Source organism: Flavobacterium sp. CLA17 (assembly GCF_013112255.2).
GTDB classification, from domain to species: Bacteria; Bacteroidota; Bacteroidia; order Flavobacteriales; family Flavobacteriaceae; genus Flavobacterium; species Flavobacterium circumlabens.
In genome coordinates this window covers 3,518,451-3,544,245 of record NZ_CP068294.1, presented here as the reverse complement: position 1 = coordinate 3,544,245, position 25,795 = coordinate 3,518,451, and the positions used below count along the sequence as shown (strand labels likewise).

The 25,795-nt window shown below is 38.0% G+C and carries 21 protein-coding genes; 14 read left to right on the top strand and 7 right to left on the bottom strand.

Annotation, left to right across the window (positions count from 1 at the left end; all coding sequences use genetic code 11):
• Positions 1 to 223 precede the first annotated feature (223 nt).
• The 9 genes from HAV12_RS14550 to HAV12_RS14510 all read left to right on the top strand — a co-directional run bounded on the left by HAV12_RS14550 (position 224) and on the right by HAV12_RS14510 (position 12,327).
• A complete protein-coding gene (locus HAV12_RS14550; RefSeq protein ID WP_171570296.1) occupies positions 224 to 850 on the top strand; it encodes a response regulator transcription factor in 627 nt (208 codons plus the stop codon).
• Positions 851 to 1,137: 287 nt separating this feature from the next.
• Complete coding sequence (locus HAV12_RS14545; RefSeq protein ID WP_240345166.1) at positions 1,138 to 2,556, top strand: aspartate aminotransferase family protein; 1,419 nt, start codon at positions 1,138 to 1,140, stop codon at positions 2,554 to 2,556.
• 8 nt (positions 2,557 to 2,564) lie between these two features.
• On the top strand, positions 2,565 to 3,896 hold the full coding sequence (locus HAV12_RS14540; protein ID WP_171570294.1) for a lysine N(6)-hydroxylase/L-ornithine N(5)-oxygenase family protein: 1,332 nt from the start codon (positions 2,565 to 2,567) through the stop codon (positions 3,894 to 3,896).
• 10 nt (positions 3,897 to 3,906) lie between these two features.
• Positions 3,907 to 5,007 carry a heparan-alpha-glucosaminide N-acetyltransferase domain-containing protein gene (locus tag HAV12_RS14535; RefSeq protein WP_171570293.1) on the top strand — a complete coding sequence of 367 codons (1,101 nt, stop codon included), beginning with the start codon at positions 3,907 to 3,909 and terminating at the stop codon, positions 5,005 to 5,007.
• A gap of 12 nt (positions 5,008 to 5,019) precedes the next feature.
• Entirely contained in the window at positions 5,020 to 7,449 is a 2,430-nt protein-coding gene (locus tag HAV12_RS14530; RefSeq protein ID WP_171570292.1) for a GNAT family N-acetyltransferase, read from the top strand.
• Positions 7,450 to 7,460: 11 nt separating this feature from the next.
• Positions 7,461 to 8,060 (top strand): GNAT family N-acetyltransferase, encoded by a 600-nt coding sequence (locus HAV12_RS14525; protein ID WP_132033988.1) that lies wholly within the window; start codon positions 7,461 to 7,463, stop codon positions 8,058 to 8,060.
• Between the two features lie 12 nt (positions 8,061 to 8,072).
• On the top strand, positions 8,073 to 9,878 hold the full coding sequence (locus tag HAV12_RS14520) for an IucA/IucC family siderophore biosynthesis protein (protein ID WP_197984808.1): 1,806 nt from the start codon (positions 8,073 to 8,075) through the stop codon (positions 9,876 to 9,878).
• 87 nt (positions 9,879 to 9,965) lie between these two features.
• Positions 9,966 to 11,393: an MATE family efflux transporter gene (locus HAV12_RS14515; protein ID WP_171570291.1), complete on the top strand. Its 1,428-nt coding sequence runs from the start codon at positions 9,966 to 9,968 to the stop codon at positions 11,391 to 11,393.
• Positions 11,394 to 11,727: 334 nt separating this feature from the next.
• Positions 11,728 to 12,327: a transposase gene (locus HAV12_RS14510; RefSeq protein ID WP_171570290.1), complete on the top strand. Its 600-nt coding sequence runs from the start codon at positions 11,728 to 11,730 to the stop codon at positions 12,325 to 12,327.
• Between the two features lie 185 nt (positions 12,328 to 12,512).
• Here HAV12_RS14510 and HAV12_RS14505 read toward each other — a convergent pair whose 3' ends face one another.
• Positions 12,513 to 12,983, bottom strand: coding sequence for a RadC family protein (locus tag HAV12_RS14505; protein WP_171571698.1), 471 nt, complete (start codon positions 12,981 to 12,983; stop codon positions 12,513 to 12,515).
• Between the two features lie 644 nt (positions 12,984 to 13,627).
• Between HAV12_RS14505 and HAV12_RS14500 the strand changes: the two genes are divergently transcribed.
• From HAV12_RS14500 to HAV12_RS14480, 5 genes are all read left to right on the top strand, one after another.
• Positions 13,628 to 15,382 carry a type VI secretion system amidase effector protein Tae4 gene (locus HAV12_RS14500; RefSeq protein WP_171570289.1) on the top strand — a complete coding sequence of 585 codons (1,755 nt, stop codon included), beginning with the start codon at positions 13,628 to 13,630 and terminating at the stop codon, positions 15,380 to 15,382.
• A gap of 6 nt (positions 15,383 to 15,388) precedes the next feature.
• Positions 15,389 to 15,835, top strand: a complete 447-nt coding sequence (locus HAV12_RS14495; protein ID WP_171570288.1) for a hypothetical protein — start codon at positions 15,389 to 15,391, stop codon at positions 15,833 to 15,835.
• 160 nt (positions 15,836 to 15,995) lie between these two features.
• Positions 15,996 to 16,418, top strand: coding sequence for a hypothetical protein (locus tag HAV12_RS14490; protein WP_171570287.1), 423 nt, complete (start codon positions 15,996 to 15,998; stop codon positions 16,416 to 16,418).
• Between the two features lie 159 nt (positions 16,419 to 16,577).
• A complete protein-coding gene (locus HAV12_RS14485) occupies positions 16,578 to 17,000 on the top strand; it encodes a hypothetical protein (RefSeq protein ID WP_171570286.1) in 423 nt (140 codons plus the stop codon).
• Positions 17,001 to 17,164: 164 nt separating this feature from the next.
• Positions 17,165 to 17,587 carry a hypothetical protein gene (locus HAV12_RS14480; RefSeq protein WP_171570285.1) on the top strand — a complete coding sequence of 141 codons (423 nt, stop codon included), beginning with the start codon at positions 17,165 to 17,167 and terminating at the stop codon, positions 17,585 to 17,587.
• Between the two features lie 732 nt (positions 17,588 to 18,319).
• Here HAV12_RS14480 and HAV12_RS14475 read toward each other — a convergent pair.
• The 6 genes from HAV12_RS14475 to HAV12_RS14450 all read right to left on the bottom strand — a co-directional run bounded on the left by HAV12_RS14475 (position 18,320) and on the right by HAV12_RS14450 (position 25,745).
• Positions 18,320 to 19,945 carry a hypothetical protein gene (locus tag HAV12_RS14475; protein ID WP_171570284.1) on the bottom strand — a complete coding sequence of 542 codons (1,626 nt, stop codon included), beginning with the start codon at positions 19,943 to 19,945 and terminating at the stop codon, positions 18,320 to 18,322.
• Between the two features lie 29 nt (positions 19,946 to 19,974).
• Positions 19,975 to 21,600 (bottom strand): DUF4157 domain-containing protein, encoded by a 1,626-nt coding sequence (locus tag HAV12_RS14470; protein WP_171570283.1) that lies wholly within the window; start codon positions 21,598 to 21,600, stop codon positions 19,975 to 19,977.
• 81 nt (positions 21,601 to 21,681) lie between these two features.
• A complete protein-coding gene (locus HAV12_RS14465) occupies positions 21,682 to 22,839 on the bottom strand; it encodes a DUF4157 domain-containing protein (protein ID WP_197984807.1) in 1,158 nt (385 codons plus the stop codon).
• 69 nt (positions 22,840 to 22,908) lie between these two features.
• On the bottom strand, positions 22,909 to 24,225 hold the full coding sequence (locus tag HAV12_RS14460; protein WP_171570282.1) for a DUF4157 domain-containing protein: 1,317 nt from the start codon (positions 24,223 to 24,225) through the stop codon (positions 22,909 to 22,911).
• Positions 24,226 to 24,288: 63 nt separating this feature from the next.
• Positions 24,289 to 25,053: a GH-E family nuclease gene (locus tag HAV12_RS14455; protein ID WP_171570281.1), complete on the bottom strand. Its 765-nt coding sequence runs from the start codon at positions 25,051 to 25,053 to the stop codon at positions 24,289 to 24,291.
• A gap of 41 nt (positions 25,054 to 25,094) precedes the next feature.
• Positions 25,095 to 25,745, bottom strand: a complete 651-nt coding sequence (locus tag HAV12_RS14450; protein ID WP_171570280.1) for a GH25 family lysozyme — start codon at positions 25,743 to 25,745, stop codon at positions 25,095 to 25,097.
• Positions 25,746 to 25,795: the final 50 nt, after the last annotated feature.

Here is a 25,795-nt window from a genome sequence, read left to right as displayed (position 1 = left end):
GTAATATACTATAAAGTCAGGTGCTGAAGTGCTTCGTTTTTAAAAGTTCAACTGAACGTTATATAACGGGGCAGATCAAAATATTTATTCCGTTTTCGTTTTGAAAATTTATTTTTTGTACTTGGTTTCTTTCTTTTATTAACCTATGTGCCCAAAAAATAATACAGCAGTATCGATTTTATTACCTATTTTTGTTTAGACCAATTCTAAATAAAGATTAATAATGAAAAACTTCCTTATCGCTGATTCTGAAAACCTACACATAATCGGGCTGAGATATACACTGAAAAAAATTGTAAAAAAAGCAAGTTTAACCATTGTAAATTCTAAAGATGAGTTACTTAATCATTTTGAGAAAAACAACGTAGAGTATCTTATCATAGATCCCAACAATATTTTTTTATTCTACGAAGATGACTTCAAGCAACTGCGAATGACTTTCCCGGATTGTAAAATCATCATTTTATCGTATTTTAAAAACAAACAAACCGTCAATAGTTTCTTACAGGACGGAATTGACGGTTTTATTTGCAAAGATTGTCAGGAACAGACCATTTTTGATGCCTTGTACAAAATTGAAAACGGAGAACGCTACTTCTGTCCAAAAACACTAAACGGACTGATGGACGTATTCACTTTACCCAGTTCAGATGCCAGCCAAAAACTTACTTTCAGGGAGTATGAAATTTTAAAACAGATTGCAAAGGGTAATGATGGAAAAAGTATCGCCTCTCATCTTTTTATCAGTATTCATACTTTTAGAACACATCGGAAAAACATCATGAAAAAAACAGGCAAGCATACCACGCCGGAGCTTATATTATATGCCATTGAGAAAAAAATGATTTAATTTTCGTTCAAATAATTATAAATATACTAGTTATTTCCTACTATAGATGTAGTACGTCTTATACCTCTTTTGTACAATTCTATTTACTACTGCTGTAGTATTGACTTTATTTTGTATCGAATTTACTTTTGCTGATGACTATTATTCAGAATCAATCTAAATAAATTAAGCAAATGGAAGCAAAGGAACAGATAAGAACAATTCAATTAAAGAGCGTATTAGAAACAGATCATCACAAGCATATCTTTTCTAATAATAAAAAGTCAGTCTCTCTTTATAAAAAGAGCATGAAAAAAGCAATTAAGCTAATTGCCAATCATTTAGAAAACAGAGATACGCCTTTTACAGGTACAAGTATTACTACAATCAAAGAAAAAATAGATGCAATAGCCCTTGAAGATAATTATGGAGGAAAGAGTTTAGAGTATGTTTTAGACGAATTAAAAGACATTTATCTGAATGATTGCATCCATTTTCATGATCCAAAATATATTGCGCATCTCAATTGTCCGATTTTAACGCCTACATTGGTGGCGGAAGCGTTTATCTCTTCGTTAAATTCCTCAATGGATACCTGGGATCAGAGTACCGGAGCCACTTTTATAGAGTTGAAACTGGTAGAATGGACCATTGAAAAATTAGGTTATCCGCAAAGAGCCGACGGAATTTTTACCAGTGGCGGAACACAATCTAATATGATGGGACTGCTCCTCGCACGCGATCATTATATAAAAACACATTACGATATTGATCCAAAAATGGACGGGCTTCCGGCGGATGCCTCAAAGTTCAGGGTTTTATGTTCTGAAGTAAGTCATTTTAGCTTAAAAAAGAACTTAAGCCTATTGGGGTTAGGTCAGAATGCCGTAGTTCCCGTCGCTGTTGATTCGGATTTTAAAATGAATGTCCACGCACTGAAAAAAGTAATCCAGCAGCAGAAAGATTTAGGAAATATTCCGATTGCCGTTGTCGGTACAGCGGGAACGACAGATTTTGGTTCGATAGATCCCTTAACTGAAATCGCTGCAATAGCAGCAGAAAACAAATTATGGTTTCACGTAGATGCCGCTTATGGAGGAGGATTACTGATCAGTGAAAAGCATCAGAATAAATTAGCCGGAATCGAACTTTCAGATTCCGTGACCATCGATTATCATAAAACCTTTTATCAGCCGGTAAGTTCCAGCGGCTTTTTTATGAGAGACAAATCGTATGTCGAATATATCAAATACCACGCAGATTACCTGAACTCCAAAGAACAGGAAGACGAGGGAATTCCGAACATGGTCAAAAAATCCATCCAGACCACCCGCAGGTTCGATGCCCTGAAATTATGGTTCACCTTAAGAATCATTGGTACGAAAGGACTGAGCACCTACATGGAAAAAGCCATCGACAATGCCCTGTTTACGGCAAATTTACTGAGAAACAGAAACGATTTCGAACTGATACATCATCCGGAAATCAGCACCATCGTATTTCGTTACACGCCCTGGAAAGCAGATGAAAGATCTTTCTGCGGCCTAAACAGTTACATTAGAAAAGCCATTTTTAACGAAGGGAAAGCCATTATAACCAGCACCAAAGTCTACAACGAAGTATTCCTGAAATTCACCTTGCTAAACCCGCTTACCACTCCTGCCGATATCGAAGAAATTATCGCTTTAATCGTTGCTCACGGTCAGGAATATTCATTGATAAATTAATACCCATTATGGAAAATAAAATATACGACTTTATAGCTGTTGGTGTTGGACCTTTTAACCTGAGTTTAGCCTGCCTGACCGCACCCATTGAGAACCTTGACGGTTTATTCTTTGACAAAAATGATTCTTTCAACTGGCATCCGGGAATGCTTTTGCAGGATACCACACTGCAGATTCCATTTCTGGCGGATCTGGTGACACTTGCCGACCCGACAAGTCCGTTTAGCTTTCTGAATTACATCAAAGAACAAGGCAAAATGTACTCGTTTTACATTCGTGAAAACTTTTTATTATTAAGAAACGAATACAATCAGTATTGCCAGTGGGCGATTAAAAAATTACCGAATGTCTTTTTCAATACCGAAGTTTCCACTATCGAATACGATGAAAATCAGTCGATTTATATTGTAAAAACAGTTTGTACCAAAACGAATGCGGTTACCTTTTACCAAACCAGAAAACTGGTGTTAGGAACAGGAACAGCACCTCATATCCCGAAATCCTGCAAAGCCCTTAAAGGAAAAGCAGTGCATTCTTCCGGCTATATTCAGAATAAAGCAGCGCTTCAGCAACAAAAATCAATCACCGTATTGGGGAGCGGACAAAGTGCTGCCGAAGTATTTAATGATTTATTGCAGGAGATAGATGTTTACGGTTATCAGCTGAACTGGATTACGCGTTCGTCCCGTTTTTTCCCAATGGATTACAGCAAACTTACCTTAGAAATGACGTCTCCGGAATATGTAGATTATTTCTACAGCCTTCCTCCCCAAAAAAGAGATTACCTGCTCAAAGATCAGAAACTGCTTTACAAAGGAATCAATAAAGATTTGATCGGAACCATTTTCGACACCATTTACACTAAAAAAGTAGTGACGGAAATAGATGTGAATTTAAGAACCAATGCAGCTTGTATAAAAGCTGATTATAATGAGGATAAGAAGTCTTTTGAATTGGAACTGAATCAGGTAGAGCAGGATAAAAAATACCGTCATACTACTGATGCATTGGTTTTGGCAACAGGGTATAGCTATCAACTGCCTCGTTTTATAGAAGGAATTTCAGCGAGAATCCAATGGGATGAAAAAGGACGTTTTGATGCCAACAGGAATTATAGCATTGACAAAAACGGAGGCGAAATTTTTGTTCAGAATGCCGAATTGCACACGCACGGATTTGTAACACCGGATTTAGGAATGGCCTGTTATCGCAATTCCTATATCATTAGAGAAATTACCGGTGTTGAATATTATCAGGTAGAAACCAAAATTGCTTTTCAGGAATTTGGGGTTGCCGTATCTGAGACTATTGAATCGAATGTATTTGAAGAAATCTCCTAATTATAAAACGATGGAAACAAAACAAAAAAAGAGAATTTTAGCAATAGATATTACCAGGGGAATGAGTGTGATTTTTATGATGATGATTCACACCATGCTTATTTACGGAACCATTCAGACACAAACCCAGACTATTTTGGGAGAAATTACTTTATGGCTGGGTAGAGGAACAACCCTGTTTTTAGTAAGTATGGGCATTTCATTTGTATTGTCAAGAAGACAAAGTTTTCAGAAAGTATGTAAAAGAGGGTTCTACATTTTAGGAATTGGTTATGGAATGAACTTCCTGAAATTCCTGGTACCCGAATTTATATTTGGCGGACTGCCGGAAGCCTTTGTGAGCGCCTACGGATTGCAATCGGGAACGTTACAAACCGGAATATTCTTTTTGCTTTTAGGAGACATTCTGCAATTGGCTGGTGTAACGCTTTTTATCATGGGAATTATTAATCATTTCAGCAAAAGCAAATACGTTCCGTTAATCGTGGCTTTGGCCATCATCGCAATTTCTAAGGAAGTCAGTGGTTTCAGAGTTGGTATTGTAGGAGTAGACTATATCTGTGACTTGTTTTTCAGCAATCAGTTTAATGTGTATTTCCCTGTTTTTCCGTGGAGTGCCTTTATTCTGCTGGGAATGTTCTTAGGAAGATGGTATAAGGAATTAGAGGAAAACCAAACGGTATTTTTTAAGAAAATGCTAGTGCTCGGTTTTGTTTTTATTGGAATTGGCGGCGTATTGAATTTTACTAATTACGAATATCATTTTGGGGATTACTATCATTTAGGTCCCGGCGGAAGCATTTTATTGCTGGGTGCCAATATGGTTTTTTACTGGCTGGTCAATTTTATAGTACAGCTGTTTAAAGAAGACAATCCCGTTTTTAAAGCACTTGTTTTCTGCAGCAAAAATGTAACCAGTTTGTATGTCATTCAATGGGTGCTGATCAATTGGGGCATGTATGTGATTGGTTTTTGGGAACACGACCAAATCACGGTTTTAGGTTTATTTCCTGTAGTGATAGGGCTGAGCATTTCGATTCAGATTCTTTACAATTCCGTTCGTTCTCAATGGCGTGAAAAATGGTCTGCAGCACCATTATCAATTAACTAAAACAACAGAGAAATGAATTTATACAATGGAAAACCGGTTATAAAAGGATCGCTGAATCCCATTTATACAATCACGATTCCGGAATTCGGCACTATCGATTTTCGTCCGTTACAGCTGGATCTTGATACTGAAATTATTCACGACTGGGTCAATCGCGATTATGCGCAATATTGGGGCATGCAGGGAAAATCGGTGGAAGAAGTCCGTACAGAATATGAAAAATTAAGCAGTGAATCCGATATTTTTATCGGACTTGTCAATGGTGAAGTTTCTTTTTTACTGGAACGTTACAATCCGAAACTGGACATTATCGGCAATTACTACCCGGTTCAGGATTACGATTGCGGCATGCACGTAATTGTGGCGCCCTGTACAAAATATATCCCGCAGTTTACGTGGCATATTTTCTCGGGAATAATGAAGTTTATTTTCAGTGACCTGAAAGTGCAGCGTATTCTGGTAGAACCCGATATTCGAAACAAAAAAATGTTCGAAATCTGCCACAGGGTTGGTTTTGTAGATTCAGAAGTAGTGCAGTTACCGCATAAAACAGCTCTGCTGGCTTTCTGCAATCGGGATCAGTTCATTAAAAAAACAAATTTATTTAACCTCAATTATATTGAAATGAATAACGAAAATCAAATAGAATTTCCTGAAAATGCTATTGCACACATTCAGCATGAAGTATGGGAAAAAGCCAACAGGCTGTTGGTAAAAAAAGCACTTTGTGAGTTTTCGCATGAGTTTTTAATCAGGCCAGTTCAGGAAGAAAGTAATGAAAAAGGAAACCAATATTCCCTCGTAGCAGATAACGGTACAACAGTGTATCGTTTTACGGCACAACAACTGGCTTTGAATCATTTGAATATTGAACTGCATTCTATTTCGAAAACGCAAAACGGGGAAATAGCCGTTTTAGATGCCGTAGAATTTATTCAGGAATTCAAAAACAACTTAGGCATTTCAGATCAGTTATTGCCTTCATACATAGAAGAGATTATCAGCACTTTATACGGAAGTGCTTATAAATTATTAAAGGAAAATTCCACTTCAAAATCCCTGGCCAATTCTGATTTCCAGACCATCGAACAGTCCATGATGGAAGGACATCCCGGATTTGTGGCGAACAACGGGCGCATCGGTTACAACAGCATGGATTATAAAGCGTATGCACCCGAAACAGGAAATCCGTTTAAAATGATCTGGCTGGCCGGTCACCGCGACAGGACCGTGTATGCAGGAACCAAAAAACTGGATTACGATACGCTGATTCAACAGGAATTAGGAACAGAAACACTGGCGCATTTTAATAGCATTATCGAGAAAAAAGGAGCAGACCCGAAAGAGTATTTCTTTATTCCCGTTCATCCCTGGCAATGGTTCAATAAACTGGCTAATTTATTTTCACCGGAAATTGCCAAAGGAAAACTGATTTGTGTAGGCTACGGTCCGGATTTATATCAGGCACAACAGTCGATCCGCACTTTGTTTAATTTAAGCAATCCTAAAAAGTTGTATACGAAAACCTCACTTTCAATCCTGAACATGGGATTCATGCGTGGTTTGCCCGTATTTTATCTGGGTACCGCGCCTGAAATGGCCGAATGGCTGGACGCCTTATTAAGCAAAGACGAATACCTGCAAAAAGTGGGCTTCGGAATGCTGGGCGAAGTGGCTTCGGTAAGTTACATCAATCCTTATTTTGAGGAATTTGGAAAACACAATCCGTACAACAAAATGATCGCTTCCTTATGGAGGGAAAGCCCCGTGGCAAAGCTGGAAAACGACGAGCAATTAATGACAATGGCCGCTTTTTTACACCTCGATAAAGACGGAAACGCATTAGTTTCAGAAATTATAAAGGCATCCGGACTATCGATTGACAATTGGCTGACGGAATATTTCAAAGTATATCTAAGCCCTTTATTGCACTGTTTTTACCAATACGATTTGGTTTTCATGCCTCATGGCGAAAACCTTATTTTAGGATTAGAAAATCACGTTCCCGTTCGTTCGTTCATGAAAGATATTACCGAAGAAGCTGTGATTCTGAACCCTGATGTTGCAGTTCCGAAAAATATTGAAAGAATCTACGCAGAAGTGCCGGAAGAGGTAAAATTGCTTTCTGTTTTCATCGATATTTTTGATGGTTTTTTCCGTTTCCTTTCTGCCATTTTAGTGAGCAGCGACGGTTATGACGAAAAACGTTTTTGGGAATTGGTAGCCGATTGTATTTCAGATTATCAGGAGGCAAATTCGCATTTGAATTCAAAATTCGAACAATATGATTTGTTTGCCGATGAATTTCAATTGTCCTGCCTGAACCGCCTGCAACTGAATAACAACAAAACCATGATCGATTTAGATGATCCGGTGGCTTTGCTGCAATTTCAGGGAAAACTGCAAAATCCGATTGCTCCGTATAAAAAAATAATAGCTTAATTCCGCAACAGATGACTGATACATTATTAACGCATCCTGAAAATAAAGCCGTTACCGACATTGTTTTTGTAAAAACGATTCCGGGTTTAGGTGTTTTTGAGCTTCGCCCGATAGATCTGGAAGCTGATATTCCGCTGCTGCACAACTGGGTCAATCGCGAGTATGCGGTGTACTGGGGCATGAACGGATTTTCGGTGCAGGAAGTATACGATTCGTACCGTAAAATTCTCGAAAAAACCGATGTGTATATGGGAATTTTCAATGGTACTGTTTCTTTTCTCTTAGAATGTTATAATCCGGAAGAAGACAGTATCGGCGATTATTACAAAGTCGAAAAAGGGGACAGGGGCATGCACATTCTCGTAGCGCCTTTCGAAAAACCGATTAACAATTTTACATGGTCAGTTTTTACCGTGATCCTTGATTTTATTTTTTGTGATGCCAACAACCAGCGCGTCGTGGTAGAACCGGATGCCCGCAATCATAAAATTCACTTGCTGAATAAAAAGGCAGGATTTGTTTTTCAGACTTTGCTGGATCTTCCGCACAAACAAGCACATCTCGAATTTTGTACACGCGAAGACTATTACAAGGCTTTACAGTCGATTTAAATTAAAAAGAAAATGGAAATACCCACTAAAAGTATTGCACATATCACCAAGAAGAACTGGGACAAAGCCAATGTACTTTTGCTAAAGAAAACGATAGGCGAATTTGTACACGAATTGCTCATTGTTCCAACACTAAAAAACGGAAAAACTTATGGTTTGTTTTCGCCCGATAAGACCTTCGAATATACCTTTGAGGCTTCTGTTCTGGCGTTAAACCATTGGTCGGTTTCGGCTGATTCCATTCAAAAGAAAACAGCAGATGGGATAGACGTTCCACTGCGCTTACTGGAATTTCTAATTGAATTTAAAAATGTTTTAGGCATTGACGAAGTGCTTTTGCCTACTTATTTAGAAGAAATTACAAGCACGTTATACAGTACCGCGTATAAAATTGACAACGAAAATTATTCAGCTGAAGAACTGGTACATCAGGACTATCAGGTGATTGAGCACGCCATGACCGAAGGCCATCCTTGTTTTGTGGCCAATAGCGGAAAAAATGGTTTTAATATCGATGATTTTGCGCAGTTTTCACCCGAAGCCAATGCGCCAATGCAGTTGTTATGGCTCGCCGGACACAAGAGCAGGGCGACTTTCTCCGGAATTGAGAATTTGGATTATAAAAAAGTACTGGCTCAGGAATTGCCTTTGGAAACTATTACTTCTTTTGAAAATGTAATGGAGTCGAAAGGTTTAAACAGTGAGGAATATTACTTTTTCCCGGTACATCCGTGGCAATGGTTCAATAAACTGGCGCTTATTTTTGCGCCTGATCTTGCCGAAGGCCATTTGGTTTGCCTTGGTTATGGAAACGATAACTATTCAGCTCAGCAATCGATTCGTACTTTTTTTAATACCAGTGCTCCCGAGAAATTTTATGTCAAAACCGCGCTGTCGGTCATAAATATGGGATTTATGCGCGGTTTGTCTCCGTATTATATGGAAAGCACGCCAACCATCACAGCATGGGTAGCCGATGTGGTAGAAAACGATGCCTATTTACAGCAAAAAGGATTCACGTTATTGGGTGAAGTAGCCACTATTGGCTACCGGAATTTCCTGTACGAACCGCTCGGACGAAGTCTGCCCCATAATAAAATGCTCGCGGCCCTATGGAGAGAAAGCCCCATTCCGAAATTGTCCAAAGGCCAGCAGATTATGACCATGGCGGCCTTACTGCATGTCGATCTATCCGGGAATTCTTTGGTGTCCGAATTGATCAAAGCCTCCGGAATCAGTCCGAAATCATGGATGAAAAGTTATCTCAATGCGTATCTTTCACCTTTGCTGCATTGTTTTTACGAACACGAAATGGTTTTTATGCCGCATGGCGAAAACCTGATTCTGGTGTTTGAAAATCATATTCCGGTAAAAGCCATCATGAAAGACATTACCGAAGAAGTAATGGTTTTTAATACCAAAAGGAAACTGCCGGAAAAAGCAAAACGCATTCAGATTGACATGAGCGAACCGCTAAAGATTTTGTGTCTATTCAATGATGTCTTTCAGTTTTATTTCCGCTTTCTGTCGGCCATATTATCAGAATCGAAAACCCTTCCGGAAAGTGATTTTTGGGAGGAAGTGGCCAATTGTATCCACGAATACCAGGAAACACATCCACATTTGGAAGAGCAGTTTAAAAAGTACAATTTGTTTGTTTCCGAATTCGATTCCTGCTGCCTGAACCGTCTGCAATTGCGAAACAACAAGCAAATGCTCGACTTGGCTTCACCCATAGAAAGCCTTCAGTTTGTGGGGAAATTAAAAAATCCAATTTCCGCATTCATACCCAAAGACAAACTTTCGACAGCACTTTAACTGGGCTGAAAGGTTGTTTTAACTGGTTTTCTTTCCGGATTCAGATCCGGGAAGAAAACTGTATTTTATAGAATTTAAAAAAGCATTATGTTATATCTTACAAGGTCGGTAAAGTCAATTCGCAGTACATTGGATCGTTTTTCTGAAGTTTTAAAAAAGGCCGAATCATTTGATTTTACTTCCGGAAGCATCAAAAAAGCCATTATCATCCTGTCGATTCCGATGGTATTGGAAATGGTCATGGAATCGGTATTTGCGTTGGTCGATTTGTATTTTGTGGGGCATTTAGAAGAAAGCAATCACGCCATTCAGATTGTGGGTTTAACCGAATCGCTGTTTGCCATTATTTATTCGATCGCCATCGGCATAAGCATTGCTACTACTGCCATTGTAGCCCGACGCATTGGGGAAAAAGAAGCCACAGAAGCCGCAAAATCGGGCGTTCAGGCCATTGTAATTGCCATCTTGATTAATTTGCTGATCAGTATTCCGGGTTTTATTTGTGCTAAAGAAATACTGCACTTAATGGGCGCTTCAGCTTCTTCTATCGCTTATGGTGCTATTTATACCCGAATTATGATTGCCGGAAGTGTAGTCGTAATGCTGATCTTTTTGATTAACGGAATCTTCCGCGGTGCCGGAAATGCTATCATCGCCATGAAAAGTTTATGGATTGCCAATATTTCGAATATCATTCTTTGTCCCATCTTAATAAATGGTTTTTGGTTTATTCCGCCTATGGGAATCATGGGCGCTGCCATTGCCACCACTGCCGGAAGAGCGATTGGAGTAGGGTACCAGTGTTATTTTCTTTTTTACGGAAAAGGGATTCTAAAAATAAAAGGAAGCTATTTTATTCCGCAGATCAAATTAATCAAAGCCATTATAAAACTCGCCACACCCGGGGTTTTGCAGTATGTAATCGCTTCCTGTAGCTGGATTTTCCTCGCCAATCTTGTCGCCACCACCGGAGGCGATTATGCATCGTCGGGGTATCAGACTGCGATCAGGATTATGATGTTTTTTATCCTGCCCGCCTGGGGACTTAGTAATGCTGCCGCGACTTTGGTCGGTCAGAACCTGGGAGCCAAAAAAGTAGACCGGGCCGAAAAATCGGTTTATAAAACAGCCCAATACAATATGCTTTTTATGGGGGTTATCATGCTGATTTGCTTTTTTAGTGCCCATTACCTGATTTCATTTTTTACAGACGATGCAGAGATCGTAAAAATTGCGGTCAATGCCTTGCAGATTATGAGCACGGGCTTTATTTTTTATGGTTTGGGAATGGTTTTAAACAACACGTTCAACGGAGCAGGTGATACCTGGACCCCAACATGGATTAATATTTTCGGCTTTTGGATCTTTCAGATTCCGTTTGCATATCTTTTGGTTCATTATTATCAATTGGGACCATTAGGGGTTTTTATAGCCATTCCGGTGGCAGAGACTCTTATTACGGTTTTGAGTGTGATTGTTTACAGAAGGGGGAACTGGAAGCGAATCGCGATTTGAAAGTATAAATAATTCTCCTAAAAAGCTGCGCAAATGTCTCTGACTTTGCGCAATTTTTTTTATTTCTTATAAATTGTAAACTTGTCAAAAGTCTCCTGACTTTTACGCTCAGGTTTTTTAAATACAAATTAATATAAAATAAAATCTCTGCTTCCAGAAGAGTTCTCCTGAAAAGCTGCGCAATCCCGAAAGCCTTCGGGACTGACTTTGCGCAATTTTTTTTATTTCTTATAAATTGTAAACTTGTCAAAAGTCTCCTGACTTTTACGCTCAGGTTTTTAAATACAAATTAATATAAAATAAAATCTATTTTTGTAAGAAAAAAAAAGCAAAAATGAAAGAAGGATATGTTATTAAAGATCAAAATTTACCACATTTTATCACTTCAACAGTAGTTGACTGGATTGATGTATTTTCACGACAAACGTATCGGGATATAGTTATTGAGAGTTTTGATTATTGCATTAAAAATAAAGGAATGATTTTATATGGTTATGTTATTATGAGTAACCATATTCATTTAATTGTACAGTCTGAAGATGGAAGATTATCAGATTTAATAAGGGATTTTAAAAAATATATAGCAAAAAATATTCTTGAAAAAATTCAAAACAGCAACGAAAGCCGGAGAGAATGGATGCTCGAACGTTTCAAATTAGCTGCTCAAAGTCATCAGAGAAACAAAGAGTATCAGTTTTGGCAATACGGAAATCATGCTGAGGAAATTTATAGCAATACATTTATGTGGTCAAAATTAGATTACATACATTTAAATTCTGTTAGGGCTGGGCTTGTAACAAAAGCTTCAGATTATATTTATTCCAGTGCCAGCAATTATGTTAATGATTGTGGATTGTTAGCAATTGAAAAAGCAGATAATCCTGTGGTGGACGTTTTAGATTCTAAATCTTTTACAAAATATAATTTGTATTAAAATTTAGTTTAAAGTCGGAGACTTTATGGCGTTTTCGTTTTTTGATGGGATTTGTTTAAAGGCGCAAAGTCAGAGACATTTGCGCAGCGTTAACAATGAACACTTATGAGGAGCAGAGACATTTGCGCAGCGTTACGAATGAACACTTATGAGGAGCAGTAGCCATTTGAAAATAATTAACAGCACTAAAGTTTGTCGTGATCGGCAAACGAATAATAATTTTCGGGACTAATAATCAAATGATCTACAACATCAATATTGAGCATAGCACCCGCTTCCTTGATTTTTCTGGTAATCAGTGTATCGTTACGTGACGGAATGGTTTTGCCCGATGGATGATTGTGAATCATAATAAGACCGGAGGCATTGGCTTTGAGTGCCGCAGAAAACAATAACCGCAGGTCAACAAAAGTTTGTGATATCCCTCCCGAGGATACTTCGTAAACACCCAGTACTCTATTGGATTGGTTGAGCAGGAGAATCTTAAACTGTTCGAAAAATTCGATTGTGTCCGGATTCCAGTTTTTTACGGCCAGTTCATACGCTGCTTCCGAAGAGGTAATATACGGGCGTTCTGATGCTTTTACTTTAGTCTTGTAAATAAGTTCTATTTCTGATGCGATTTTCCAGTCTGGTTTTTCTTTTTTGGTTTTCATGGGTTGAAATGCTGATAATAATTGATTGTTTTTAATCTGTTTCATAGTATTTCAAATTGACAGATAAAAAAAGACATTAGCAACGACATATATGTTAGTGATTTAAGTTAATCAACTCCCAGCATTAATTCACTCTAATTCTGCCAGTTTGGCATTTGTTTTTCTTACGTCATTTCTCCGTCACGTTACCGTCACTCCTCCGTCACCGCTCCGTCGCTCCTATACATGAAAGATATTGAATATTTTTCAGGTTTTTTCCTCTTTTTCGGTCAGATTGTCAGGCATTTTCCTCGCTTGAACGAAGTTTTACTTACTCTTGCATTGGTATTTTTTACAACAATGTTATCGCTGGTAAAAGCTTTCCTAATTGTTTTTCGTAACAACATAATTCTTAATATTTTTCATTTTTTAAGCTTAAAATGTTAAAATTAAGGGTTTCCTTCTACAGTTATCAATCAGAACCCACCACTTATAAATCGGTTTTTTTAGTACAATATTTATTTTTTAGGTTAGCAGAGAAATGATTGTTTTATGATCACTATCAGGCTCTTAGCACAAGAATTTCCGGCAGGAGTAATGTAGATTTCGAGACTCTCATTACAAAAGAACCCGAATATAAATATGAACTAACACAACTTAAGACGATGAAAAAGATTAAATTAGGTATTGTTTCTCTTTCCCTTTTATTATTGTTATCAAATTGTAATGAAGAAACATTCGATAAACCAAAAGAGGTATCTGCTGCTACAGCAGTGTTATCGGGGATAAAACAAGAAGATGTAACCTTAGATGACATTAAAAACGATGATTATTTAGGCCCGGTTTTGCAAAAGGCATCAAAAAAAGTACGGCAAAACAAAAGCAGTTCCAAAAATCCGAATCCGGAACTGTTCAATCTGGATTTATCCAATGCCGTGAAAAAGTTTGTTTTACGGGACTATACCTCTTATACAATACCAATCCTCAATGATTCTGAAAGCGCTTATGTTTTCCAAAATTTGGTAATTGAAAAAGATAAATTAAGGGATGCAGTCTATTTGGTGACGTATTATCCTGATGAAAATTATCAGGAATCTATTAAACAAGGACTAGTTGCTGCTAATGACAACATTGATTTTACAGGAAGTAAAAAAATGGAGTATTTATATTATAAACGAAAAGTAAATATTGATGAAAGAGTTACAGTTAATAGTACCAATAAAACAGTTGCGGAAGCAGTTTTTGATGATGAAATAGACGAACCTTTAACTATTTGTGTAGAAACATACAAACCTAAAACCTGTACGGCAGGGGGGAATCATCAGCCGGGAGAACCGTGCAATGGCAGTTCCGGCCAGCAGCCCGGATGGATTGTTTCTGTAAGCTGCACCAATATCCCTTCGCCGCTTCCTCCTCCGATTGGTCCTGGGCCGGGATCTGTGTGTTCCGGTTGTGCAGAACCGGCAGGTCCTAACAGAAGCGGAAGTAATTATTTTCCGAAAGGCAGCGACAACACAAACTGGGCACCGAAATACATCTGTGTTAAACTAGGAGCTAATGGAGGATGCGCTAAAATGGAACCCTATATTCCAATTTTAACAATTCCTATGGATGATCCCCATAACTATTATGCTTCGGTTTTGAGTCGTGATAAAGTAGATTTGCTGTTGGGATTCCACTATAAAGAAGCCCGAAAAAGCATTGATTATTATTTAAAAAACAATAAAACACCAAAGGGCGGTTACAGTATAGAAACCAGAGTTTTTGTAAATTGGGCATTGGATTATTTTAAAAACAACCCAACTACAACCTTTAAAGATTTTGACAATTGGTTTATGGGAATCCAGGAAGGCAGCGATGGAGGAGCTCCGTTTGATATACATGATTACGACGGGGTTCAGGTGCAGAAGCAAAAGCTGCCGGGACGAAATGCTTTTTATAATGCCTTTCCGAAAAATGGTACAGCGGGCATGAAAAGCCCAGAAGTGTATAAGTTGGTGGGAGGACATATGTTTCAGGAAAATCTGGATTTAAACGACAACTATAAAAATGCATGCGCCATACGGGTTTCAAGAGGACTGAATTATTCGGGAAAACCGATACCCGTATTTAGAAATAAAAACGGTCAGCAAAAAAGTGAAAAAGGAAGCGATGGCTTAAATTATATTTTAGATGCAAGCAGTTTATTGTCTTATATGCTAAAAGCTTATTCAGACACACCACCCCTGCATTTAAAAAATAAAACAGCACAAGAATATGAGAAGGCTTTAAATGGCAAATGGGGTATCTATATTATGGTTCCCAAAGCTGACGGAACTTTTACAGCTTCGGGCCATGCCGATTTTTTTAGCCAGACAGGATGTCTTTCAGGTTGCTACTTTTATGAAGCAGCAGAAATCTATTTTTGGGAATTAAAATAATTACTTATGAAAGCTAAAATCTTGCTACCGATACTAACCGTTTTTTTCTTAAGTTGTAACTCTTATGAAAAATTAGGTGATTTTAAATACAGAACAACTGTTAAAAGAGTCTTTATTGACGATTTTGGTGGTTTAATTATTTCTATAAAAACATATTACAGCCCTAAAAAAGATACATTCTTGTTTGGACATGCGATTAAAACCCAAAAACTTGATTTAGAAACTGAAAAAGATACTATTTACAGCATTGGAAAGTTTAAGTATGATCCTGCGAACAAGACAATAACTTCTACGGAAATTTTTACAAACGGATATGAACGTTATCAGGAGCTGGATTCAATCGTCAGGATACTGGTTCATGAACAAGACGGGAGTATATTTCTAAAAGAATATATTGAATATAAAGATGGGATAGGTATCGATTATAAAAAAGGAACTAGATCTAGTAAATAAGTTTAAATCTCAAAAAAACTATTAGACAATCATCTGGTCGCAATACTAAAATAAGAACCAAAAAATCATGGTCACATTTTTAATCGTTAGGATCGAAATGTGCCATGATTTTATGACGTTATTTCTACAGTTATAAATCAATTCCCAACACTTATAAAATATGAAAGCTAAAATCTTACTACCGCTACTAACCGCTTTTTTCTTAAGCTGTAACTCTTATGAAAAATTAGGCGATTTTAAATACAGGACAACTATTGATAAAGTCTTTAATGACGATTTTGGAGGTTTAGTTAAGACTATAAAAACCTATTACAGCCCTACAAAAGATACTTTGTTGTTTGGCCATATCATTAAAACTCAAAAACTTGATTTTGAAAATGAAAACGATACCAACTATATCGCTGAAAAATTTACGTATGATCCTGTAAATAAAACGATAACTTCTACTGAAATTTATAAAAACGGATATGAACATTTTTTAGAATTGGATTCTCTCGTTAGGATACTGGTTCAGAAAAAAGACGGGAGTATCTTTCTAAAAGAATATATTGAATATAAAGATGGGGTAGGAACAAGTAAATAGGTCTGAATGTCAAAAAACTATTAGACAATTATTTATTGATAATTCTAAAATGAAAACCAAAAAAACAGGGTCACATTTCAATCAATTAGGATCGAAATGTGCCATGATTTTATAACATTATTTCTACAGTTATAAATCAATTCCCAACACTTATAAAATATGAAAGCTAAAATCTTTCTACTGCTACTAACCGCTTTTTTCTTAAGCTGTAACTCTTATGAAAAATTAGGCGATTTTAAATACAGAACAACTATTCATAAAGTCTTTAATGACGATTTTGGTGGTGTAATTATTTCTATAAAAACGTATTATAGTCCTACAAAAGATACATTCTTATTTGGAAACAAATTTAAAATCCAAAAACTTGATTTTGAAGGTGAAAACGATACCAATTATATCAATGGAAAGTTCATGTATGATCCTGTAAACAAAACGATAACAACTACTCAAATTTTTAAAAACGGATATGAACGTTTTTTAGAGGTAGATTCACTTGTCAGGGTATTTGTTCAGAAAATAGACGGGAGTATAGTTTTAAAAGAATATATCAAATATAAAGATGGTATAGGAAGAAGTGAATAAGTCTGACTATCAAACAAAAAGAATATTAGACAATTATTTGGTTACAATACTAAAATGAGAACCAAAAAATCATGATCACATTTCAATCAATTAGGATCGAAATGTGCCATGATTTTATGACGTTATTTCTACAGTTATAAATCAATTCCCAACACTTATAAAATATGAAAGCTAAAATCTTATTACCGCTACTAACTGTTTTTTTCTTAAGCTGCAGCTCTTATGAAAAAATAGGTGATTTCAAATATAGAACAACTATTGAAAAAGCCTTTATTGACGATTTTGGTGGTTTAATTATGTCCATAAAAACGTATTACAGTCCTACAAAAGATACATACTTGTTTGGATATAAATTTAAAACGCAAAAACTTTATTTTCAAACGGAAAAAGATACCAATTATACCGCTGGAAAGTTTACGTATGATTCTGTAAACAAAACAATAACAACTACTGAAGTTTTTATCAACGGATATGAACGTTATAGAGAGTTGGATTCAATTATCAGGGTATTTGTTCAGAAAAAAGATGGCAGTATATTTCGAAAAGAATATATTGAATACAAAGATGGTATAGGAAGAAGTGAATAAGTCGAAATATCAAAAAAAAGAATATTAGACAATTATTTGGTTACAATACTAAAATGAGAGCCAAGAAATCAGGGTCAAATTTCAATCAATTAGGATCGAAATGTGCCATGATTTTATGACGTTATTTCTACAGTTATAAATCAATTCTCCGCTCTCCGAAGTAAAAGCTGGCAAATGTCTCTGACTTTGCGCAATTTTTTTGTTTCTTATAAATTGTAAACCTGTCAAAAGTCTCCTGACTTTTATAGAGCATAGTGTCATTCCGAGGAACGAGGAATCACATCAAGTATTCGCCAACAGTATGTGCTCAGCAGATGTGATTCCTCGTTCCTCGGAATGACAAATAGGTAAGGTAAAGCTTGCGACAACAGGAATAAAAAACATTTGGTTCAGACAAAATAGATTTTTATAATTTCCCATTGGCAATTAAGGTATTCAGTTTACCTTCTAATGCAGTTAACTCCGCTCTCCGAAGTGTTCCTTATGAAAAGCTGCTGCAAATGTCTCTGACTTTGCGCAATTTTTTTGTTTCTTATAAATTGTAAACGAGTTAAAAGTCTCCTGACTTTTATAGAACATAGTGTCATTCCGAGGAACGAGGAATCACATCAAGTATTCGCCAACAGTATGTGCTCAGCAGATGTGATTCCTCGTACCTCGGAATGACAAATAGATGAGGTAAAGTTTGCGACAGCAGGAATAAAAAACCTTTGGTTCAGACAAAATAGATTTTTATAAGTTCCCATTGGCAATTAAGGTATTCAGTTTACCTTCTAATGCAGTTAACCCATCAGAAGAATCAACATTCATTTGGCTTAAAATGGTGTAGAAATCCGATGTATGAACAGAACGGTTGGAAGATTTTTCTGCAGCAGCGGTAATGGCAATTTTTCTGACCTCCTCGAATTGTTTTTTCATTCCTAATCCCTTATTATTTATACTGGTAACTTTTGCCATGATTTTTTTTATACCCGATGGTTTACTGCCATATTTTGTATGTTCGCTCCAATTGGCGTCAGCGATGCGTTTAATAAGTTCAAGGTTCTTTTTCCTGTCGGGTGTTAAGTGATAGGTAAGTGTATCCCAATTCGTTAAGTCATCAGCCATAGCTTTTCTGTCCAGTGCAGGTGAAGCAGCATCCAGCCCGCCCATGGCACCATGAGCAATCCTTTCAGGTAATTTCATTTGGTCTGTAAGTGCTTTGTCACTGTGTTCATCAATACTAATATTATGCACTTCTTCTTCGTCTGTAAGCTGATTTAGAGTGGGTTCGCCCCTGTATTTATCAGCAGAAACTCCTGCCATTCCTTTTAATTTATTGACTACGTGGCCAAGTTCATGATGATTAGCGGCAAACATAGGAGAGGTAAAAGCCTGTATGTCTTTTGTAGCGGTATGGCCGTAATAAATTGGGAGTAAAGTCTGACTTCTTTCCATATTCACTGTGGCATGACCAATTTCTGCCCTTCTGGGGTTTGCTGTGCGTGCATAAGCACCAGTTGCCTTTGCTTTTATAAATTCACTCAGATTATTATGGTGGTGTGCAAGCAATTCGGCGTCTGCCACTTTATCCCGGCGTTCTGTTTTTTCTCCCAGTGGATTATCTCTTTCCGGATTCTGTAATCCGGCACTGGGACCAATAAGAAGTTGATTGATTTCGATATTTCGGTCTCCTAAAAGCTGCATTAATTCTGTAAAACGCCCTTCACCGGCTGTGAATTTCATTCCCTGAAGCACATAAGACAGGAATATTTTTTTGTATTTAGCATCCACACCATCACCCAGTGGCGTCTGATTAATGAGTCGGTTAAAGAGAGGTTTTAAAACTGCCGAATCTTTTTGTAAGACTGTATCCAGAAATTTTTTTCTAACGGCTTCATCAGCAATATCAACGTATTCCTGAACCAAATTTGCCTGAATATTGGTTTGGGCATAACAAGCATCTCTTATTGAAGTTAGTTTCGAACTAACAGCATGAAAGGTTGCTGGAGAATCGTGTTCACTAAAATCCTGCAGTAATTTATTTGCTTTTATGATCAATTGTCTTTCCTCTTCATGCGCTGCTAAAAACTGATGGCCTTTGGCTACCACGTTTTGTGCATTTAAAACCCTTTGTACGACCTGGCGAAAATTAAGGGTTGCTTTTGGCTGAATTGTTTTTTGCCGGCTAAGCATTTTTGCCCCCATCACGTCGGCCTGGGGATCCGGCAGGCCGGTGTTGTTCGCTTTTCGTTGCAGGAGAGAGGCATGACGATTGTCCTCGAGTACTATTGCCTTATTCTGAACGGTTTTCTTATTCAGACTATCTGAAACAGATTGCATTTTGCTTCTGTTAGTTTTATCTTGAGAATGTTCCATACTAATTTCAATTTGTGATGTGCTTTTTATCAACTATTTAATAAGGCTAGAGCAATTTCTCTAATAACACTGGATTTTTCTAACAGGACTAAAGAGTCCTCATCTTCAGAATCAGTATCATCAGCATCTGATTCTGGTTCGGCATCTTCTACATTTTTATCCCCCGCAGCTCCGGTAAATCTTTTTAGAGATAATAATCTGGATTCTAATATTTTGACAAGGCTTACCAGATAATCTTCTGCTGTTTCTATAGAATCTATTAATAGTTTGATTTGTGCCAGGGATGACTTAGAGATCCATCCATACCCGGTATGATCTCCAAGTAACTCGTGTTCGCCTAATTTGGTAAAATAGGCCTGACATGCCATACAGGCAACTTTTGTGCCTCCAATTTCTAATATTTTTTGTTTGGTATCACGTATACTGGCAAGTATGGCCGATTCTGCATGAATATTTTCTTTATTAGTAGGTACGTTCATCTGTTTAGAAGCGTGGGCTCTCGCAAATTTTCTGGAACTGGTTCCGGTCAGACGAAGAGGATTACGCTTATGCTCCGTTAGTAAATTTCGGATTATTTTTTGTGCTATAGTATTTTCCGTATCGCCTTTAACTACTTTTATTTTAGCCCTGAAATCTTTCTTAACCACATATCTTCCTTTTGCTTTATACCCCATGCTCCGGGCAACGTTTTCAATGCCTTTTGCTCTTCTCCGAACACTTATCGGGCGAATATTAGCTTTGTAATAATCACCTAAAACCATTGCTTTTTTACCTCTGATTTTATTATTGGCATTAGAAGTATTTCCGGAAACATAAATTGATTCTGAAGCTCCCAAAGCCGTTTTTACCAAAGCTGTTTGTATTTCCGGAGTTACGTTATTCTTTTGCATTGCATTTACAAATTCTTTGACCATTGAACTGAAATTGGCTAATCTTGCTTCTTTTTTTGAAATATCCAAATGGTCTGTAGTAGGAAATGCGCCTACAAAGAAAGCCGGATTCATTGGTGTTGCAGTCGCATCAATACCAAGTTCAGCTTTTATTTTATGTATATTATCTATTTTTTCATTTGCTTTTTTTATACGTTCGTTCATCTCCTTCATCTGTCGGTCAAATTTCTCTTTGGCGGTTTCCTTACTTCTTACATTCTGAACTACATAGGAGTTGGCGGGCTTCTTTTTAAGAACTTTTAATTGTGTACTGTGCGTGGTATTGAGAGCTTTGGCTCCCATAACATCAGCCTCTTTTTCGAGCCCTTTATCATCGTTTACATTTACTTTGCCTTTCATTTGCAAAGTTGGTTTTACCCTTCCTTGTTTTTGCTGCACCACATGCCAGGCTTCGTGTGGTAAATGTTTCTCTTGCCCCGAAGCGATATGAATGTCGGTTCCCTGTGCATAAGCGTGCGCATTGAGCTGCGCAGGCTTGTCGGAGTTATAATGCACTTTGACATCATCCATACTATGGCCGGAAAGGTTTTCTATTCCGGATTTTAAGGGGTCGGGCAGTCCGGTATGGTTTGCTTTTCGTTGCAGGAGAGAGGCAGGGCGATTATCTTCAAGTGTTATTGCTTTATTCTGAGTGGTTTTAGTCGTTAGGCTATTAGAAACGGATTGTGTTTTGATGTTGTTTTTTATATAATTTGACTGTTCCATAATTTTTGCAATTAATTATTCTCTTTTTTTAGTATAACCATCGGTTTCTAACAATAGGAGTGAAAATAGAGTTGTGTTATTTTAGATGTCTACCAAAAAACGGTCACTGCCTGTACGCATTTTATACACTACATCTTTTAGTTTTTCTGAAAATATCATAACCAAATTACTGAAGGCTTCTTCTCCCTCTTCCTTTGTCTGGATTGGAGTGTCTAATGCATCTTGATGCATAAACTTCATAAATTCCATATCTGTTTCATTGTCATTTAGTGCCATTAAATGTATAATCTGACTGGCGTTTATTTTTTGTTTTCCGGCTTTACCCAATCCCCCATAGACTGCTTTTTCTATGTCTTTTGGCGCATCTGTTCCGTTCATGCCCTGTACCAGAAGAAAAGTACTTTTACTTACAGATTGCTCTATGAGTTGTCTTGGTGTTGTGTGACCTAAACGTATTACAACAGTACGGTTTAAGGAGTTGGAAATAAAATGATCTACATTAGCAATAAATTTATTGATCACCTCAACGGGTATTGGGGTGTTTCTCAATAAATCGAATGACATTCGCGGATTTTCGCCTCCAATAGCGTTCAGGGGGACCGCGTCGCCACCTTCGGTTCCATGTAATTTTTCATTTTCTGCGGAAGCTTTTGTACCATGATGCCTTAAACCGAATTTCTTTTCATACATAAACCTTATGTCCTCCTGGGTAAATCGTTGTACTGTTGCTGTCCCGTGGTTTTTTGTGGAGGAAAAAGACGTGTTTTCCGGAGCAGAATGAGATATGCTTTTATTCTGAATGGCTTTCGCACCCATAACATCAGCCTCTTTTTCGAGCCCTTTATCATCGTTTACATTTGCTTTACCTTTCATTTGCAGAGTCGGTTTTACCCGCCCCTGTTTTTGCTGTACTACATGCCAGGCTTCGTGTGGTAAATGTTTTTCCTGTCCGGAAGCGATATGAATGTTGGTTCCCTGTGCATAAGCGTGTGCCTGAAGCAGGGCAGGTTTGTCGGAGTTATAATGCACTTTGACATCATCCATACTATGGCCGGACAGATTTTCTATTCCGGACTTTAATTGGTCGGGAAGGCCGGTATTGTTTGCTTTTCTTTGAAGAATAGAAGCAGGGCGATTGTCCTGTAATACTTTTGCTTTATTTTGAATGGTTTTCTCACTCAGACTAGCCGAAACAGCTTGTGTATCGCTTTTGTTTGTTGTATTGAAAGTCTGCTCCATATTATATTTTTTAGAGGACAAAGTAGTCTGTGATTGTATTTTTTATCTGCTGCAGTCTGCATTAAAAGATTAGGGTAGAAGACCTGTTTCTTCTGTTTGTTTTGGTTTTTGTATTTGTGCATCTTCCAATTGTCCTATTTTTGGAGTTTTATACTTTTTGTAAGCTTTATGACTCTGATCGGCTGTTCTCACACCTTTGGAACTGGCCACTCCAAGACTTAAACTACCAGTTACAGTTTTGAGTGCGTTTCCTCCGTGAATGCCATTGTGAAGATCTATACCACCTGATCCATAGGTTATAAGGACTTCAATCGCATGTAGAGCTGCTGCGAGAATAGTGGCTGCTTTTTGACCTCCGGTATACTTGGTTTTATCCAGAAAATCACTCACGAAATGCATTACTGAGCGCAATATTTTTGTAATACTAAATGCCAGTCCTAACGGATTGACAGTCAGGGAAGCACCTACAAGTGCTGTAGTAGCTTCAATCATACGAAGTAGATTCATACCTATTTTATGGAAGGGACCAGCCTCCTCGCCACTAAAATAAGTCAACAAACTACGAATAATTTTTTCGGATCCTACAAGTATGGCTATAAGACCCGGAGTGAACCCATCTTTAGATAATTTTAGGGTTGCTATACCGGCAGCCACTGATAATGATCCTTCCAGAAGTAAAAATACGGAGACAGCAGTGCTCCCTAAAAAATATTGTTGTACTTCGTCTGAGTTTTGAAATTGTGTCACCACAACCTGATTGCCGGCATGGCTGACACCACTCATGGCCTTTGCCTGAACGGTTTCCTGCCATTTTCCATAACCTTCCTGACTCATCACGGCATAGTTTATCCCCGGAACTCCCAGATGATCCATATTTTGAAATTGGACTGTGTGGTCTTCCTGTATTTTTTTGGGCTGAATAGTTTTGGCATTTTCTTTAGGGCGTGAAATGCTGGCGCGCTGAATGGCACGCTGGCCCATATGCGTAGCTTCACTTTCCAGTGCCGGATCATTATTTACCGGTGTGCCGCCAACCTTCATGGTCGGTTTTACGCGTCCTTCCATTTGCTGTACCACATGGCCTAATTCGTGGGGCAAATGTTTTTCCTGACCCGGTGCCAAATGAATGTTTGAACCCTGTGCATACGCAAGGGCTTGTACAGTAGCCGGTTTGGAGGAATTGTAATGTACTTTGACATGATCCAGGTTTTTATTGCTCAGGCTCTCCATTCCATTTTTTAAAGCATCAGGCAAGCCGGTGTTATTGCTTTTTCTTTGAATGGAAGCAGAGCGATTATCTTCCAGTTCTATTGCTTTATTGCCCTTTAAGTTTCCCACGGAAGAGGTAAGCTGTTTGGTTTCTGTTTTATCCTTTGCGTATTTCATAGTAGTATAAAATTACATTTACTGTTTCTCCATCATTTAAAGCCCGCTGATCATCGTGCTGTCTCAGGCCGTAATACCTGCACTTCCGGAACCCGGATCAGGGTCCGGATCTTTGCGAAAATCTTTGTAGTTGCCTTTATTTTCATGCTCGCCCTCATCGGTAACATAACCTTCTTCATCGTCCTCACTTTCATACTCGAGCTTTTTTCTTTTCTCGTATTTATGGCTCTCATTGCATTTTTTGCATATAGCCCTTAAACGGGACGGATCATTATGATCTGCTCTTATTTCTTCATGAGTAGCTCCTCTTGCTTTCAGGGCAAGTTCGCGCCCTGCCCAGGGTGGATAATGATCCAGAGCTAAGGCACGCAGGCTGTGTCTGTTTCCTCGTTTACTGGTATAGGCAAACTTCGTGAGGTTCAAATTGGACTTACCTTTCTTTATAGCAGCCAATGGCCGCCTGCAGGCAGGACACGTAAAAACATGACTGTATTTGCTGTTGGCGTGGGCACGTCTGTGCGCGGTTCGTCTTAGAACTCTTTCTGCAATTCGTTTCGGTATGGTGAATCTTTTTTGCTTTTTGCCTTGCGGCGGCAGGTATTCATCATCGTCTTTTTTCTTTTTTCTGCCCAATTGAATGACTCCATTGCCTAATGTTTTACTTTGCAGCTGAACAGGAGAACTATTGCCTGTTATCTCCTGTAGCTTTCTCTGAACCAGTGACAGCTCCCGATTATCTTTCAGTTGCACCGCAGCGCTACTACGATTTACATTCGCGGCAGTTATTACGGTTTTATTGTCTGATATTTTACCCTGATATCTTTCCATTCCTGCTTTTTTTAAAAGGTTTTCCTTTTTTGATTCGAATCTTAACTGTTTTGGATGAATGTTGCAAAAGCGGCGCTATCTCCATTAAAAACATCAAAATCATTGGACTGATTATTTAAGGTATAATTCGCAGATTTTTGCCATAAGGTCCACGGCTGGGATTTCCAGACATTTGGTAAGGCAAGTGTGGCATTGTAATCGGCTATCCACAATTTGTACGCGGCAAAAGCAGGATCTGTCAGATAGGCATTTGCAGTATTGTTGTCTGTATAAATAAGAGGTTTTCTTCCTGTTTTTTGTTCCAGCAGCGTTAGGAATTGCAGTAAATTGGGCTGTATCGTGGTTTTATCAATACCGGGATCGATACTGGTTTCTTCAAAATCTACAATAGGAGGGAAATCGGTTTTTGAAAGTTCGCCGACAACTCCCAAATAATTAGCCACCTGTTTGGCGAGATCATCATCACAATGGTAAAAATGATACGCACCACGCACAAAACCTTTTGCCTGAATCGCCGGCCAGTTGGTTTTAAAATCCGGATCGGTATAGGTAATGCCTTCTGTGGCTTTGCAGATGATAAACGTAAGCTTGTCAGTCTGTTTGTCCAGAGAATTGATTTCGTTTCCCTGGTATTTTGAAATATCAATTCCAAAAACGGTAAAATTATCGGCTATTGTTGGTGCTGTACTCATAGTTTGATTTTTGGTTGGTTAAATGCCTTTAGGCTGTATATTTGGTTTAC